General features: G+C 48.2%; 18 protein-coding genes. All 18 read left to right on the top strand.

Annotated elements, in window-relative coordinates:
- Window positions 1-68: 68 nt before the first annotated feature.
- The 18 genes from ABD014_RS14015 to ABD014_RS13930 all read left to right on the top strand — a co-directional run bounded on the left by ABD014_RS14015 (window position 69) and on the right by ABD014_RS13930 (window position 16,582).
- Window positions 69-293 carry a flagellar FlbD family protein gene (locus tag ABD014_RS14015; protein ID WP_127000402.1) on the top strand — a complete coding sequence of 75 codons (225 nt, stop codon included), beginning with the start codon at window positions 69-71 and terminating at the stop codon, window positions 291-293.
- Window positions 290-766, top strand: a complete 477-nt coding sequence (locus tag ABD014_RS14010) for a flagellar basal body-associated FliL family protein (RefSeq protein ID WP_343862020.1) — start codon at window positions 290-292, stop codon at window positions 764-766. The genes ABD014_RS14015 and ABD014_RS14010 overlap by 4 nt, the downstream gene beginning before the upstream one ends.
- Before the next feature lie 67 nt (window positions 767-833).
- Window positions 834-1,832 (top strand): flagellar motor switch protein FliM, encoded by a 999-nt coding sequence (fliM, locus tag ABD014_RS14005; protein WP_343862018.1) that lies wholly within the window; start codon window positions 834-836, stop codon window positions 1,830-1,832.
- Window positions 1,822-3,027, top strand: a complete 1,206-nt coding sequence (gene fliY, locus ABD014_RS14000) for a flagellar motor switch phosphatase FliY (RefSeq protein ID WP_343862015.1) — start codon at window positions 1,822-1,824, stop codon at window positions 3,025-3,027. The genes fliM and fliY overlap by 11 nt, the downstream gene beginning before the upstream one ends.
- 26 nt (window positions 3,028-3,053) lie before the next feature.
- Window positions 3,054-3,419 (top strand): response regulator, encoded by a 366-nt coding sequence (locus ABD014_RS13995; RefSeq protein WP_343862013.1) that lies wholly within the window; start codon window positions 3,054-3,056, stop codon window positions 3,417-3,419.
- Window positions 3,420-3,428: 9 nt separating this feature from the next.
- Entirely contained in the window at window positions 3,429-3,968 is a 540-nt protein-coding gene (locus ABD014_RS13990) for a flagellar biosynthetic protein FliO (RefSeq protein WP_343862011.1), read from the top strand.
- Complete coding sequence (fliP, locus tag ABD014_RS13985) at window positions 3,965-4,726, top strand: flagellar type III secretion system pore protein FliP (protein ID WP_251407159.1); 762 nt, start codon at window positions 3,965-3,967, stop codon at window positions 4,724-4,726. The genes ABD014_RS13990 and fliP overlap by 4 nt, the downstream gene beginning before the upstream one ends.
- Before the next feature lie 88 nt (window positions 4,727-4,814).
- Entirely contained in the window at window positions 4,815-5,084 is a 270-nt protein-coding gene (gene fliQ / locus ABD014_RS13980; RefSeq protein ID WP_127000390.1) for a flagellar biosynthesis protein FliQ, read from the top strand.
- 12 nt (window positions 5,085-5,096) lie between these two features.
- A complete protein-coding gene (gene fliR, locus ABD014_RS13975) occupies window positions 5,097-5,885 on the top strand; it encodes a flagellar biosynthetic protein FliR (RefSeq protein ID WP_343862007.1) in 789 nt (262 codons plus the stop codon).
- 15 nt (window positions 5,886-5,900) lie between these two features.
- Window positions 5,901-6,989, top strand: a complete 1,089-nt coding sequence (gene flhB / locus ABD014_RS13970) for a flagellar biosynthesis protein FlhB (RefSeq protein ID WP_343862005.1) — start codon at window positions 5,901-5,903, stop codon at window positions 6,987-6,989.
- 23 nt (window positions 6,990-7,012) lie between these two features.
- The gene (gene flhA / locus ABD014_RS13965) at window positions 7,013-9,049 is read left to right on the top strand and encodes a flagellar biosynthesis protein FlhA (protein WP_127000384.1); all 2,037 of its coding nucleotides are present in this window, start codon (window positions 7,013-7,015) and stop codon (window positions 9,047-9,049) included.
- Complete coding sequence (gene flhF, locus ABD014_RS13960) at window positions 9,046-10,422, top strand: flagellar biosynthesis GTPase FlhF (protein WP_343862001.1); 1,377 nt, start codon at window positions 9,046-9,048, stop codon at window positions 10,420-10,422. Before flhA ends, flhF begins: the two co-directional genes overlap by 4 nt.
- On the top strand, window positions 10,419-11,306 hold the full coding sequence (locus ABD014_RS13955) for a MinD/ParA family protein (RefSeq protein ID WP_343861999.1): 888 nt from the start codon (window positions 10,419-10,421) through the stop codon (window positions 11,304-11,306). Before flhF ends, ABD014_RS13955 begins: the two co-directional genes overlap by 4 nt.
- Window positions 11,307-11,346: 40 nt before the next feature.
- Window positions 11,347-12,771 carry a protein-glutamate methylesterase/protein-glutamine glutaminase gene (locus ABD014_RS13950; protein ID WP_343862136.1) on the top strand — a complete coding sequence of 475 codons (1,425 nt, stop codon included), beginning with the start codon at window positions 11,347-11,349 and terminating at the stop codon, window positions 12,769-12,771.
- A 28-nt stretch (window positions 12,772-12,799) separates the two neighbouring features.
- Entirely contained in the window at window positions 12,800-14,881 is a 2,082-nt protein-coding gene (locus ABD014_RS13945; RefSeq protein ID WP_343861997.1) for a chemotaxis protein CheW, read from the top strand.
- 118 nt (window positions 14,882-14,999) lie between these two features.
- The gene (locus ABD014_RS13940; protein ID WP_343861995.1) at window positions 15,000-15,461 is read left to right on the top strand and encodes a chemotaxis protein CheW; all 462 of its coding nucleotides are present in this window, start codon (window positions 15,000-15,002) and stop codon (window positions 15,459-15,461) included.
- 37 nt (window positions 15,462-15,498) lie between these two features.
- Entirely contained in the window at window positions 15,499-16,092 is a 594-nt protein-coding gene (locus ABD014_RS13935; RefSeq protein WP_379340548.1) for a chemotaxis protein CheC, read from the top strand.
- Window positions 16,085-16,582 (top strand): chemotaxis protein CheD, encoded by a 498-nt coding sequence (locus tag ABD014_RS13930; RefSeq protein ID WP_343861991.1) that lies wholly within the window; start codon window positions 16,085-16,087, stop codon window positions 16,580-16,582. The genes ABD014_RS13935 and ABD014_RS13930 overlap by 8 nt, the downstream gene beginning before the upstream one ends.
- The last annotated feature ends 1 nt before the right edge of the window (window position 16,583 follow it).

Raw genomic sequence — 16,583 nt, 5'->3', positions numbered from 1 at the left:
CTTACCGGATGGAACTGCAGGTTATACAGGGAGAATGAACGACTTACGGTTAAGACGGGAGGTTAATAATGATTTCTGTCACACGCTTGAACGGCTCGCAAATGTGGCTTAATGCCCTGATGATCGAGACCGTCGAGGAAACACCCGATACATACGTAACCTTGGTTACTGGTAAACGTATTATAGTGCTGGAGAAGGCGGCCGAGGTCATTGCGATGGTCAAGGATTACTACAGTGAAATCGGCATCCACGCAGCATCCATTAAAGTGCAACAGACGGAGGAATTGTCATGAAGAAAATGGCGCCTTGGTTAATTACTATTTTGCTAGCAATTACACTAATTGTACTGGCCGCCTTCCTGCTTACGAATCAAATTACGAATCCCGACCGGGGCAGTGAAGTGAAGAATGCAGTCGGTAATGTAGCAGTACCTAAGTCTCTATCTGCGGATGAGATCGTACTGGTCACTTCCACAATCGAAGGAATCAAGACGAACCTGTCGGATGCAGGCTACGTTGTTGGAATGGACTTTGCATTCCAGATGGATAGTGCTACAACGAAGGAAGCTTTCGACAAGATCAAGGATTTTAAAATTAAACCGATCATCATCAAGACTTTGGCCGATACCAAGCCGGAGGAATTGACTGGAGCGAAGGGAAAGGACAATCTGAGCTCCAAATTGTTGAACTTAATCAACAAGTCATTGCCGGAAGGAAAATTGATTCAGATCGATATCACAAACTTTATTATGCAGCCGATCTACTAGTACAGACAGAACCTCTACTACTAGTTGATATTGATAGAATTACTTTTCTTTGGAGGGGGTGAGAGGTTTGGTAGATGTATTATCGCAAAATGAGATTGATGCTTTACTTGCGGCTCTATCTTCGGGCGAAATGGATGCCGAGGAATTGAAGAAGGAAGAAACACAGAAGAAAATCAGATCCTATGATTTTAAACGGGCCGTTCGGTTCTCGAAGGATCATATCCGCAGCTTGACTCGAATTCATGAGAATTTTGCCCGCTATCTTACCACCTATTTTTCGGCGCAGCTTCGCACTTTTGTGCAGATTAATGTGGTACAGGTGGAACAGCTTCCTTATGACGAGTTCATCCGCTCAATACCGAAGATGACGATCCTTAACATCTTTGAAGCGGAACCGCTGGAAGGCCGTATGGTGCTTGAGGTTCACCCTAACGTTGCTTTTGCTATGCTGGACAGATTGCTTGGCGGGATGGGGATTGCTCCTTCCAAGATCGGTTCATTGACAGAGATCGAGACGATCATCATGGAGAAGATATTCAGCCGCGCGTTTGACAGCCTGCAGGAGGCTTGGAAGACCGTGATCGATATCCAGCCTCGAATGGAGGGACTCGAGACGAATCCGCAGTTTATGCAGATTGTATCTCCTAACGAGACGATCGCACTGATCTCGCTGAGTACAAAGATCGGCGACACCTCCGGAATGATTAACTTATGTATACCACATGTGGTTATCGAGCCGATTATGCCGAAGCTGTCAGTGCATCACTGGTTCGTATCGCAGAAGAAGTCGCGAGCACCAGAGGAGATGGATGCGCTACGCAATCGGGTCAGCAAAGCTAATTTGCCGATCATCGCAGAGTTGGGCGAATCGAACATCACAGTGCGCGAGTTCCTGGAACTATCCGCAGGCGATGTGATCTCCTTGAACAAATCGGTTCAAGAGGGACTTGCTATTCGCGTCGGAGACAGATTGAAATACATCGGCAGCCCGGGTACGCTCAAGGATCGGGTAGCTGTTCAAATTGATGAAATTGTCAGCGAAGGAGTTGAGGAGCTTGACGAGTAAAGACTATTTATCCCAGGAAGAGATTGACGCCCTCCTGAAGCAGGCTAATCAGGATACACCAACTGAACCAACAGTATCGGATTATTTGACGCCGCTTGAGCAGGATGCGCTGGGTGAAATCGGCAACATTACGTTCGGAAGTGCGGCGACCGCGCTGTCCACATTGTTAAGCAAGAAGGTCGACATTACGACCCCTAAGGTATCGATTATTACACGCTCTCAATTTGAATCCGAGTTCCCTAAACCGCATGTTGCTGTTCATGTCCAATATGTTGACGGGTTTGAAGGAATGAATTCACTGGTCATCAAGACCAGAGATGCTCAGGTTATCGCTGATCTGATGCTCGGAGGTGACGGCAATCCGGATGACGCAGAATTAAATGAAATTCATATCAGCGCTGTTCAGGAAGCAATGAATCAGATGATGGGTTCGTCGGCTACTTCCATGTCGACCATCTTCAACCGCTTCGTGAACATTTCGCCGCCGGGAATCGATATTTTGAATATGACGAATGGCACAGGAATCAACAATCTGCCATCAGATGAGATATTGATCAAAGTATCTTTCCGACTGACCATTGGCGACCTGATCGATTCCACGATCATGCAGCTACTGACAGTGAAATTCGCCAAGGAAATGGTAGAAAGCTTGATTAATGGTTCCGTCACAGAGCCGGTTAAGCAGGAGACCGCAGCTACAGCAGCGACGGCGGCACCAGCTTATGAGCCGCCAGCCTATGAGCCACCTGCTCCTACATATACTGCGCCATCCATGCCGTCTCAGCCCATGCCCCAGCAGCAAGGATATTATTATCCGCCGCAGGAACGGCCGATGGCTGAACCGCAGCACTTTGGAGCGGTACCGGGACGCAATCTGAACGTTCAGCCGGTACAGTTCGCTAACTTTGGAAATCCAGCTTTAGGTCATATAGATGAAAATAATTTAAACTTACTGATGGACATTCCCCTTAAAGTCACCGTAGAATTAGGAAGGACCCAAAAGCAAATTAAGGATATCTTGGAATTGTCGCAGGGCTCGATCATTGAACTCGATAAGCTTGCCGGCGAGCCAGTGGACATTCTGGTGAACAACAAGCTGATCGCTAAGGGTGAAGTCGTGGTCATTGATGAGAACTTTGGCGTTCGCGTCACAGATATCGTTAGCCAATGGGATCGAATACAAAAATTACAATAGTAGAGCTTAGGGAGGATTTTAAAGCAATGGCAAACCGAATTCTAATCGTAGACGATGCAGCATTTATGAGAATGATGGTCCGTGACATTTTAACGAAGAACGGGTTCGAGGTTGTCGGTGAAGCCCAGGATGGGGCACAGGCTATCGAAAAATATAAGGAATTGCACCCCGATCTGGTCACCATGGATATTACAATGCCTGAGATGGACGGGATTGCAGCATTGAAGGAAATCAAGAAAATTGATTCGAATGCGAAAGTAATCATGTGCTCAGCGATGGGACAGCAGGCGATGGTTATCGATGCGATCCAAGCTGGAGCCAAGGATTTCATCGTTAAGCCATTCCAATCTGATCGGGTAATCGAAGCGATCAACAAAACTTTGGGAATATAGGTCGCCGTCATGCCTTCGACGCAGACGGATTCCCAGTTGCCAAGCGGTGACTTTAATATCTGGGGAAATCTGGTTATGGTTATCGTTGTTCTGGCCATTATCATAGTGCTAATTGTTGTATTAATCCGTTTTCTAGGCAAAAAGAACCGCTTTTTGTCGCAAAGTCGATCGATCCGTACACTGGGAGCTATCGGTCTTGGGCCGAATAAATCTCTGCAGGTCATTGAGATCGGCAGTAGTATTTATCTGGTTGGTGTAGGTGAGGACATCTCTATGGTCGATAAAATTTCCGACCCCGAAGAAGTCATTCTTTTGCAGCAGGCGTTTGAAGAAGAGGGGGCCGAGTTTGCCGGACTGACTACCGTCTTTTCTGGGCTCGTCTCCCGCTTCCGCAAAGGGAATAAGGTACAAGAAGAAGAGCTGGATGAATCAGCTTTTCACGAAATGTTCCATGCTCAACTGCAGAAGATGCCGAATCGCAAGCGGCAAATGCAGGAGCTGCTGAAGGATCAGCAGCAACAATCTACAGATCGGTTGAGGGATTCATGAAGAACAAAGTTATTATTATAAGTTTGGCTCTGATGCTCTTGAGTGTCTTTGCTGTGACCGTGGCTTCCGCAGCTCCGACCGATCCGATACCAGATGTGAATATTCAAATCGGCAATTCTGATGGCGGACCGGGTACAAGCTCTCTATCTCTTATACTGCTTATTACAGTCATAAGTATCGCTCCTGCGATTCTAGTACTGATGACCAGTTTTACGAGAATTGTGATCGTGCTCGGCTTCGTTCGAAACTCGCTCGGAACGCAGCAGATGCCCCCTAACCAGGTGCTGGTCGGGCTTGCGCTTTTTTTAACGCTGTTTGTCATGAGTCCTACCTTGTCTACTGTAAATGAGGTAGCTCTACAGCCCTATATCAAAGGGGAAATCTCTCAGACTGAGGCGCTGAACAAAGCAGCAGTACCGATGAAGAAATTTATGTACTCGCATACTAGGCCGAAGGATCTGCAATTGTTCATGAGCTATACGAAGACGGCCAAGCCGGAGAAATATGAGGATATTCCGATTAGTGTAATGGTACCGGCGTTCGCAATCAGCGAGTTGAAGACGGCGTTCCAGATGGGATTCCTGATTTACATTCCATTCCTGATCATCGATATCGTAGTAGCCAGCGTCCTCATGGGGATGGGGATGATGATGCTTCCTCCGGTCATGATCTCGCTGCCGTTTAAGATATTGCTGTTCGTGCTTGTTGACGGTTGGTATTTGGTCATCAAATCGCTGCTTAGCAGTTTTGTTACATAGCAATGTTACATCTATGATTAAGCTTATGGCAGTGGATGCGGGGGATTCCCCCGCCTGATTCGCGAGTTAAGAGGGGGGAAGACGGTTCATGAGTTCGGAATTTATTATCGGTTTGGCCGGACAAGCCGTTTATACCGTTCTGAAGGTAAGCGCGCCGATGCTTCTGATAGGTCTAACAGTCGGGCTTATCGTCAGTATATTTCAGGCGACGACGCAGATTCAGGAGCAGACGCTGGCCTTTATTCCAAAAATCGTTGCCGTATTAATTAGCTTGTTAATTTTCGGTCCATGGATTCTGTCAACACTCGTTGATTTCACCTATGGAATTTTGAATAATCTTGCCAACTATATCAGTTAGGCCGGTACGATAATGGATATTATTTTGCAGAGTGCTTCTGTTTACATGCTGATTTTTTGTCGAATGACAGCTTTTTTTGTAGTTTCACCGATATTTTCATCACGGAGTGTCCCAAACAGTTACAAGATTGGATTGTCAGCGATCATAGCCGTCTTCATTTTACTAATACAAGGAACGAATCAGGCGGTGCCCAGCGATCTTAGCTATTTACTGGTTGTGATTCGGGAGATCCTGATCGGGCTCTTAATGGGTTATGTGGCGACTTTGCTGTTCACGGTCATTCAGATGGCTGGTTCTTTTATTGATATACAGATTGGCTTTGGAATCGTTAACGTGCTTGACCCGGTTACGGGCTCAAGTGTACCGGTAATTGGCAACTTGAAGTATGTATTTGCCACGCTGATCTTCTTTAGTATGAACGGCCATCACTATTTGCTTGATGCGGTAATTCGCAGTTACAATTGGATTCCGCTATCTAACGAAGTGTTTCAAAGAATTTACAATGGGAATCTGTCTGAATTTTTGATTACTACGTTCAGTCAGGCATTCATGCTCGCTTTTCAGATGGCTGCACCGCTCGTGGTTGCTCTGTTCGTGACAGATGTAGCCCTGGGGTTTCTGGCCCGAACGGCGCCCCAATTCAATGTGTTTGTAATCGGCATCCCGCTTAAGATCTTGGTAGGCCTGGCGATGCTGCTTCTCCTGATTCCGAGCTTCATCTATGCGTTTGAGCATTTGTTTGAAGTGATGTTCCGGGCGCTGCACAATTTGTTTGCTACCATCGGAGAGGCGCCGAAGTAAGGAGGAGAATCGAAGGTGGCATATCGGATAAAGCTGGATTTGCAGTTGTTCTCTGGTGAGAAGACGGAGAAAGCGACTCCGAAGAAGAAGCAGGATGCAAGAAAGAAAGGGCAGGTTGCAAAAAGTCAGGATCTGTCTGGAGCAGCGATCCTACTCTCTTCATTTCTGAGCTTGCTCATCTTCGGCGGATATATCAAGGAACGAGTTGTCTTCATGTTCTCTGATGTATACTATCACCGTTTGCAAATGAATGTGACGAGTGAAAATGTGATGGTCATGTTCGGTGATTATGCCATTCAGATTCTGCTCACGCTGGCGCCGGTTTTCCTCGTTGCCATAGTGATGGCGATTATTGTCAACTATGCACAGGTTGGTTTTCTATTGACCGGTGACCCGCTGAAGATGAAGTTCAGCAAGATCGATCCGATCAAAGGTTTCAAAAATATTTTCTCGATGCGCTCGCTCGTTCAGTTTCTGAAGTCGATATTGAAGCTTATTATTATCGGTTTTCTCGTATATTCGACGATTTGGGGTGCTAGAGACCAGATTGCATCGCTTGGCTATGTTCCGGTACAGGAGGCTTTTCATTTTACGGCTCAATTGACGATGAATCTCGGTTTGAAGATTGCTGCGGCGCTGTTTGTGCTTGCAGTCCTGGATTATATTTATCAGAAATACGAGCATGACAAGAGCTTGAAGATGTCCAAGCAGGACATTAAGGACGAGTATAAGAAAATGGAGGGTGATCCGCTCGTTAAAGGTAAAATCCGTGAGCGGCAAAGACGGATGGCCCTGCAGCGGATGATGCAGGAGGTACCAAAGGCGGACGTAATTATTACGAACCCGACGCACTTTGCTGTAGCTCTCAAGTATGATGGCACGCAGATGGATGCACCGAAAGTGATAGCTAAAGGTCAAGATTATGTGGCTCTGCGTATCAAGGAGATCGCCAAGGAGCATGGCGTAATCACAATGGAAAATAAGCCGTTAGCACGCGCCCTTTTCCAGAGAACTGAAATCGGCGATTCGATACCTGCGGATCTGTTCCAAGCCGTAGCCGAAGTGCTGGCATATGTATATAGATTACAAGGCAAAGTGAAATAAGCTCTCGGATCGGAGGAAGACCGGTGAAGAAGTTCAAAGATCTGTTCATATTAGTAGGGATAATCGGTATCGTTCTATTGATGATCGTTCCCATCCCGACATGGCTACTGGACATTCTTCTCATCATTAATATATCGCTCTCGCTTACGATTTTGCTTGTGGCGATGAATACACGGGAGGCTCTACAGTTTTCAATCTTCCCGGCCATGCTGCTCATAACAACTCTGTTTCGGCTTGCGCTTAACGTATCGACTACCAAGCTGATTCTGGGGCAGGCCAAAGCCGGCCATGTGGTTGCTACATTTGGCTCTTGGGTGGCTCAAGGGGAACCGGTTGTCGGTTTTGTCGTCTTCCTGATTCTGGTGGTTGTACAGTTTATCGTTATTACCAAAGGTTCGGAACGGGTTGCGGAAGTCGCTGCACGTTTCACCTTGGATGCAATGCCCGGGAAGCAAATGAGTATCGATGCCGACCTTAACGCCGGGTTGATTAACGAGCAACAGGCCCGTGAGCGCCGTAGAAAGATTGAGCGCGAGGCCGACTTCTACGGAGCGATGGATGGTGCCAGTAAGTTTGTCAAAGGTGATGCAATCGCAAGTATCATTATCTTGCTGATCAATTTGATCGGTGGATTTATTATCGGGATGACGATCCACAAGATGGATTTCCAATCATCATTAGGGACCTATTCATTGCTAACCATCGGGGACGGACTTGTCAGTCAGATTCCGGCGCTGCTTATCTCAACGGCGTCAGGCTTGATCGTTACCCGTGCTTCTTCGGAAGGAAATCTTGCCGAAGATATTACGAGTCAGTTGTTTACATATCCGAAGCTGATCTACATCGTAGCAGGCACCATTACAGTGCTTGGCCTGTTTACGCCGATTGGTCCATGGACTACGCTTCCGTTTGCGGCTCTTCTGCTGTTCGCGGCAAGGCGAATGCAGAAGAACATGAATAAGAAGCAGATCGAGCAGGAGCAGCAGGAGGAGGAACAGCAAATCGAAGAAGTGCGCAGCCCAGAGAGCGTTATCAACTTGCTTCAGGTCGATGCTATCGAGTTCGAATTCGGTTACGGGCTCATCCCACTTGCGGATACAGCTCAGGGTGGTGATTTGCTTGACCGAATCATTATGATCCGGCGGCAATGCGCACTTGAGATGGGCTTAATCGTTCCGGTGATTCGAATTCGCGACAATATTCAACTAAAACCGAATGAATATGTCATCAAAATTAAAGGAAATGTCGTTGGCAGTGGTGAATTATTACTTAATCACTATTTGGCAATGAGCCCGGGGATGGATGATGATTCCATTACAGGCATTGAGACGAAGGAACCAGCTTTTGGGTTGCCAGCACTATGGATTAATGAGGCGACCAAGGATCGTGCTGAGCTAGCCGGCTATACTGTAGTGGATCCACCTTCGGTTGTTGCTACGCATCTGACGGAGTTAATCAAGAGCCATGCCCATGAATTGCTGGGACGTCAGGAGACGAAGGCTCTAATCGACAACCTGAAAGAGAATTATGCAGTTCTTGTCGACGAATTGATCCCGTCGGTGCTATCGATTGGCGATGTTCAGAAGGTGCTGGCTAAGCTGCTCAGAGAGAAAATATCGATCCGCGATTTGGTAACGATATTCGAAACTTTGGCTGATTACGGAACCTATACGAAGGATCCCGAAATTCTGACTGAATATGTCAGACAGGCTCTCTCACGGCAGATTACTCAGCAATATTCACAGCAGGGAGAGACGATGCGCGTCATTACGGTAGGACCTTCGCTGGAAAAGAAGATTGCCGAGAGCGTACAGCAAAGCGAGCATGGAAGCTATCTCGCTATGGATCCCACCTCCAGTCAGACGCTCTTCCAGAAGCTGTCTGAGCAGGTTAACCGTCTGATTCAATCCGGCCAACAGCCAATCGTGCTAACGTCGCCAACGATCCGCATGTATTTACGGCAGATCATTGAGCGGAGTATGCAGGATATACCGGTATTGTCCTATAGTGAACTGGAACCGAATGTTGAAATTCAAAGCGTCGGAGTGGTGAACTTATGAGAGTAAAACGGTATGTCGTCGATACAATGCCTGATGCAATGCAGAAAATACGAGATGAGCTTGGGGTTGACGCTGTAATATTAAGTACGAAAGAGATGAAAATCGGCGGTTTTATGGGGATGTTCCGGAAGAAGAAAATAGAAGTTGTAGCGGCTTCGGAGGGCGGCGATGCTGGAGCATCTAGAAAAGGAGTTAGCCGCCCATCCTCTGCCCCAGTAAGACCAATGACTAAATCTTTTGCGTCGGATGTTTATATGAAATCCAGTGAATCAATGCCGGCCTCCGGGGTGAGTGTATCACAACGCCCGAAGCTGCCGGCGGAAGTGGATAATCCTGTTCTGAGCAAAGCGTTTGATGTCCTTCATGAAGCGAGTGCGTCATCCGCACGAAGGGCAGAGAACGAGATTACCCAGGTCAGGACATCCGAACCGAGGCTGACGGAGGAGCAACGCCCTCCTTCGGCCTCAACCGGATTATACACGCCTAATAGCCCTAGAGAGGAACGTCTGCTGGAAGAAATTCGCGAAATGAAAACCTGGCTGGAACAATTGGCCAAGCAGCAGAAGGATAGCCGCGAGTTACCAGAGCCGTTAAGCGCGTTTCAGGAACTGCTGTTACGTAAGGAATTCTCGCCACAGCTGGTCGAAGCCTGGGTGGATAAGGTGTATGATAAATGGCTTGACACTAAGGAGTCGATGTCTGAAGTCGAATTATTGGAGGAAATCCAACGCTGTGTGTCGGGTTCATTGGAAGGACGCATAGACGGTGGGATTGGCGAGAATACACGTATCGTCTATATCGCCGGGCCGACCGGGGTCGGCAAGACTACTACGATCGCTAAGTTAGCGGCGGATCAGATCTTCCGGGCCCGTAAGAAAGTGGGCTTCATCACCGCCGATACGTACCGCATTTCTGCGGTCGAACAGCTCAGGACTTATGCTTCGATCCTTAACGTGCCGATCGAGGTCGTGCAGTCGCCAGGCGATGTGCAGAGGGCGGTTCAGCGACTTGAGCAATGTGATATTATCCTAATGGATACGGCTGGACGCAACTATTTGAATGAGATTCATGTAGCAGAATTGCATAGTCTGCTTAACTCTACCGAGAATAGCGAGACCTACTTGGTCCTTAGCTTAACTTCCAAGACGCAGGATATGGAGAGAATTACCGAGCATTTTAGCAGATATGGGTTGAAGAAGGTCATATTCACGAAGTTGGATGAGACAGAGAGTGTAGGGCCGATGTTTAATTTACTGCAGGATTACCCCGTGTCTATGTCTTACATTACGAATGGTCAGAATGTCCCTGATGATCTGCTGGTTGCGGATTCGAAATTCATGATTGATCTCGTCATGGGAGCGGGCAGAGCATGAGCGATCAAGCCCAGGCGTTAAGACAGCTAGTCTCTTCTTATAGGGGGCTTGCAGAGGGTTCCAGCAAGCAGCGAACAGCCCGCGTACTGACGGTCAGTAGCGGGAAGGGTGGTGTAGGCAAGTCCAATTTCACGCTTAATTTTGCACTCGCCCTCAAATCATTAGGCAGGAAAGTGCTAGTGTTCGATGCAGACATCGGTATGGCTAACATAGATGTGCTTATGGGCGCTAGGCCGAAATATAATCTCTATCATCTATTAAGAGGCGAGAGAAGGATGTCGGAGATTGTTGAGCTGGGAACGCTGGGGCTGCCCTTTATCGCAGGAGGTTCAGGCCTAGCGGACCTATTTCTATTATCGGAAGCAGATCTGAATTATTTCACATCCCAGATTGAGATTGTGGCTGAAGAGATGGATTTTATTATTTTTGATACAGGTGCCGGGCTTTCCAAGGAGACATTAAAGTTTATTACCGCTGCGGATGAATGTCTGGTTGTAACTACTCCGGAGCCAACTTCGATTACGGATGCCTATGCGTTGATCAAAGTCGTGCATGGGTTAGACGATCAGGTCAATTTTCGGCTCGTAGTAAACCGTGTGAACGGTGAGAGTGAAGCACGACAGGTCGCTGATAAAATCTCACTCGTCTCGCGCCGCTTTCTTGAGTTAGAGATTCCGATGCTCGGTTATTTGAGGGATGACACCCATGTCATGCAGGCAGTGAAAGGGCAGACTCCATTTATTACGGCTTTTCCCGCTAGTGCAGCAGCGCGCGATATTCAGCGCCTCGCGATGACTTACTTGAATGTTCCACAGAATAAACCGGATGATACTTTATCAGGAATCAAAGGATTTATGCATAGGTGGTTAAGACGTGATAAGTGATTCTGAAAAAGAAGCTAAAGGTGGATGCGGGATGCGAGAAATGTCTTATCGGGTAATGGTGGTTGACGATTCGGGATTCATGCGCAAGATTATATCCGATTTGATTGAGCTGGACTCGGCATTTCAGGTCGTGGGTACGGCTATTAATGGACGAGAAGCGATCGACAAAGTAGCGGAGCTGAAACCTGACTTAGTTACGATGGATGTAGAAATGCCGGAAATGAACGGGTTGGAGTCATTGAAAGTGATTATGAAGGATTATCCCTTGCCTGTCATCATGCTCTCCGGCATAAATGAAGAGGGCATGAGAGAGACGATCATGGCGCTGGAGCTAGGTGCGTTTGATTTCATCCGCAAACCGCTGGCGTCAACAAGCTCTTACGATATCGAGCAAGTTGGGCGTGAGCTCAGAGAGCAGATGAAAGCGGCGATGCTGGCCAAGGAGAGAAGAGAGATGCGACAGGCGGCACTTGAAGCGAAGCTTCAGGAAGCGCTGACTCCAATGCCAGAACTGCCAGTTATTCCGGCGAGCCGGAAGCGAAAAATCGATCTGGATCAGCAGACAACTGGCAAGCCAGGTGCAACTAAGCCGCCGAAGCGAGATGCTGAACCTACGGCCAGTCAACGCACTGATAGACCATTGATAGCAGGAGGATTGAAAAAACAGGAGAAGCCCCAAGGTGTCGCGAAGGGCAGTGGGGTGACTACGGAGGGGCCGAAGACGGTGAAGCAGCCGTCGCTGCCGACCGCTCCTGTGGCTGCTGTGAAGGAGACTGTAGTAAAGCCGGATCCGGTAAAGAAGGTCAAAGAGACGAAGGCGAAAAAGCAGCCGGTTCAAGAACAGGCCAAGGAAGATCAAGGCCGTCCGCGGAGTCGGTCAAGAACCGGGTTCACCGATCTCGTCGCTATCGGTACTTCAACCGGCGGTCCCAAAGCGTTAAAGGCTGTGCTGGAGAAACTGCCAGCCGATTTTCCGGCTCCGATCGTTATCGTGCAGCATATGCCTCCTAATTTTACGAAATCCTTGGCCCAGCGCTTGAACAGCCTGAGCGCCCTGAATGTTGTAGAGGCGGAGGAAGGAATGGAACTGCTCCCTGGCAGCGCATATGTTGCCCCTGGCGGACTGCATTTGAAAGTGGCTGCTAGTGCTGGCGGATCTTATCAAGCAACTCTGTCCGGTTTAGAAGCCTGCAATGGACATCGGCCGTCGGTAGATGTGATGTTTGAATCTCTACTGCCGTTGCAAGGGCTGAAGAAGCATATCGTACTGCTTACTGGCATGGGAAGCGACGGAGCAAGGTCGATGAAGCGTCTCTATGATGCTGGAGTAACATCGACGATTGCCGAGAGCGAAGAGTCCTGCGTCGTATTCGGGATGCCGCGTTCAGCGATTGAGATGGGATGTGTTAGCCAGATATTGCCGTTAGAGCAAATTGGCCCGAAGCTTGTACAGATTGTGAAATAACGGAATCTCTCGAAGGAGGTGCCTCACCATGGACATGAACCAATATTTATCCATGTTTATCGATGAGTCGAATGATCATTTGCAAGCATTAAACGAAAATATGTTGGAGCTAGAGCAAAGCCCCGATGATATCGGGATCGTGCAGGTCATTTTTAGATCAGCCCATACGCTGAAAGGAATGGCCGCAACGATGGGATTTGAGGACCTGTCATCTTTAACGCACCAGATGGAGAATGTACTGGATCTGGTGCGCAACGAGAAGCTAAAGATGCAGGACTATATTTTTGACACGTTGTTCCAAGGTTTGGATGCTTTACAAGCGATGGTACAGGATATTACCCAAGGTGGGGAAGGCAAAGCTGACGTCAGCTCGATCGTATCTTCGCTCCAGGCAATCGTACGCGGGGATTTCACATCGAACGAAGCTCCTGCTGCTGCAGCGTCAACTACAAGTCAAGCTTCCGCTGGTGCCGAGATCAGCTTGGATCAATATCAATATTCTGTTTTAGAACAATCGATCACCGAAGGCCATAGTGTTCTGTACATTAATGTGGCCATCCGTGAAGACAGCCAGCTCAAGGCAGCGAGAGCATATATGGTGTTTGACCTGCTAGAACGTTACGGAGACATTGTTAAGTCAAGCCCTTCGGTTCAGGACATTGAGCAAGAGAAGTTCGATCGTAGTTTCTCTCTCTATTACATAACTCAAAAAGAAGCCCAAGAATTACAGAGTATGATTATGAATCTCTCGGAGATCGAATCTGCCGAAGTGATGCAGCTCGATCATGAGACACTTAATCAGATCTCTACCGGGATACAAGAAGCGGCGGCCGCAGCGGTAGCTGAACCTGTTCAAGAGGCTAACGCTGAGGACAAGGCGCCAAGTGCAGGCGCTGAAAAGGCTCCAGCTTCGGCGAAGGCGGAACCGAAAAGGACGGCAACCCATCATTCAGCGGCGCCTTCAAGGACCATTCGGGTTGATATCGACCGACTGGATGTATTGATGAACCTGCTAAGCGAATGGCTCATTGACCGTTCTCGTCTCGAGCAACTGGCCAGTGAAGTCAAACGATCAGAATTAACAGAGACGGTTGAGCATATGAGCCGGGTTGGCAGCGATCTGCAGAATATCGTGCTGAAGCTGAGAATGGTACAGATCGATACAGTGTTCAATCGCTTCCCGCGCATGGTGCGAGACCTCGCGAAATCTTTGGATAAGAAGATAGATTTGATTATTACCGGTGCTGAGACTGAGCTTGATCGTACGGTGATTGATGAGATCGGCGATCCACTCGTGCACTTGCTTCGCAATGCGGTCGACCATGGCGTAGAGCAGACTGCGGAACGAATTGCTGCTGGCAAGCCTGAGACCGGAACAGTGAATTTACGGGCCTTCCATAGCGGAAATCATGTCTTTATTGAGATCGAGGATGATGGACATGGTATTGACCGGAGCAAAATTTTAGCCAAAGCGATATCCAAAGGAATTGTCACCGAGAGCGAAGGCGCAGCGATGAAGGATGAAGAAGTCTTTATGCTATTGTTCGCACCTGGCTTCAGTACCGCAGAGGTCATCTCCGATATTTCAGGTCGTGGCGTCGGACTTGATGTCGTCAAGACGAAGATAGAATCGCTTAGCGGCGTAGTATCGGTAGAGTCCAAGCTCGGTAAGGGGACAAAATTCTCCGTCCAGCTTCCATTAACGCTATCCATTATCTCTGCGATGCTGATTAAGGTAGGGTCAGAGAAATATGCGATTCCGTTATCATCGATTGTCGAGACCGGGCTCATTCAGCGTAATCAAATTCGTCAGGTTCATGGCTATACGATGATTCCATACAGAGATGCGCATATTCCCCTGTTATCGCTTGCTAACCTTTTCGAAGTACCGGGTTATGATGAGAATGCGGAGGAAGAATCCGAGATTGTCGTTGTCCGCAAGGGCGATCGTGTCGCTGCTGTCACTGTTGAGGATTTCATCGGCCAGAGCGAGATTGTCATTAAGAATCTGGGCAAATATCTTCCGGCCATTCAGGGGATCGCTGGTGCAACAATCCTAGGGGATGGTCAAGTTGCGCTGATTATTGACCCAAATGCCTTCATTAAATAAGCTCAATCTTTAAAGGTAGTTTGAACCTGATTGTATAAGAGCAGGCAAGCAGGTATTAGCTTTAGTCAGGCTCATCCCGTTGAGCCAGCAGTCAGCAATTATTTAAGGAGGAATTCCCATGGGAGAGGAATTGAAAGTAATCGTTTTTAAGCTGGGTGAAGAAGAGTACGGCATCGAGGTGAACAAGGTTCAGACGATCGAGCGTATGATGCCTATCACTCGCGTTCCTAAGACGTTCTCATTCGTCAAGGGCGTGATCAATCTGCGCGGTGTTGTTATCCCTGTCATCGATCTGCGTGGGCGTTTCGGTCTGCCGGAGAGTGAATTTTCCGATCAGACTCGAATTATTATTGTGACAGCGAATGAGATGGAGGTTGGCTTCATCGTCGATTCCGCGAATGATGTCATCGACATTAACAGTGACATTATCGATTCTCCGCCAGATGTAGTAGGCGGGGTCAAAGCCAAATATTTGCGTGGTGTTGCACGTATTTCCGAAGAGCGCTTGCTTGTAATGCTGAATTTGTCCGAAGTATTGAATCGCAGTGAGATTATCCAGCTGGAAAGTTTAGAGGGCTAAGCCTGTGGACTTATTCAATCATTTGGAAGAGTTCAAAATGGATGTACTGAAGGAGGTTGGCAATATCGGTGCCGGCAATGCTGCTACGGCATTGTCCCGATTGTTGAACAAGCCGATAGATATGGCTGTTCCCAAAGTACAGATGCTCCCGTTCGAAGCCATTTCGGATCGAGTCGGCGGAGCAGAGCAAGTCGTCTTGGCCATCTTCCTCCGTGTTGAGGGAGATGCGCCAGGCAATCTCTTCTTTATTCTCAGTCCTGAGGCGGCCAAGAAGCTGCTTCATCGTCTGGCCGGATTCGAGGTCTGCGATGGAGAGGACTTCACTGAAATGGAATGGTCCGCACTCTCCGAGATCGGCAACATATTGGCTGGCTCCTATCTGTCTTCTCTCGCTGACTTTACAATGCTGCAGATGACGCCGACGGTGCCTGCATTGGCACTGGATATGGCCGGAGCCATTCTGAGCTATGGTCTGCTACAATTCGGAGAGATGGGAGATTCCGCACTCTTGATCGATACAACCTTTATTGAAGGACAGCATGAAGTTGAAGGCCAGTTTTTCCTTATCCCGGACCCAGAATCTTTTGCCAAAATATTCACTGCTCTAGGAGTGCCGCTGGATCATGATTGATGAACAGCAGGTTGTCAAGGTTGGCATGGCCGATTTGAATGTCATTTCCGGGCATGGTCTGATCCGGACAACCGGTCTTGGGTCCTGTGTTGGGTTAACGCTATATGATCCGGTTAAGAAAATAGCCGGTCTGGCGCATGTTATGCTTCCTTCATCCGAGATCGCTCGAGAGGGAGCGTTGAACCTAGCGAAATATGCTGATACAGCATTGGACAAGCTGCTGGAGGAGATGCTGGCGATCGGGGCTTGTCAGAAACGACTCGTCGCCAAGATGGCAGGAGGAGCGCAAATGTTCTCCTTTGCCGGGGCTTCGGATTCGATGAGGATTGGGCCGAGAAATGTGGAGGCCTGCAAGGAGAAATTGCAGGAACTGGGGATATCATTAATTGCAGAAGATACGGGTGGAAATCACGGGCGTACGATTGAGTTAGATGTTGAGACAGGCACTTTATATATAAAAAGTGTACAAAAGGGTGTAAAGGAACTGTAGC

Source organism: Paenibacillus motobuensis, from assembly GCF_039521865.1.
Taxonomy (GTDB): domain Bacteria; phylum Bacillota; class Bacilli; order Paenibacillales; family Paenibacillaceae; genus Fontibacillus; species Fontibacillus motobuensis.
The sequence above is the reverse complement of the archived record's forward strand: the minus strand, read 5'-3'. Positions and strand labels throughout refer to the sequence as shown.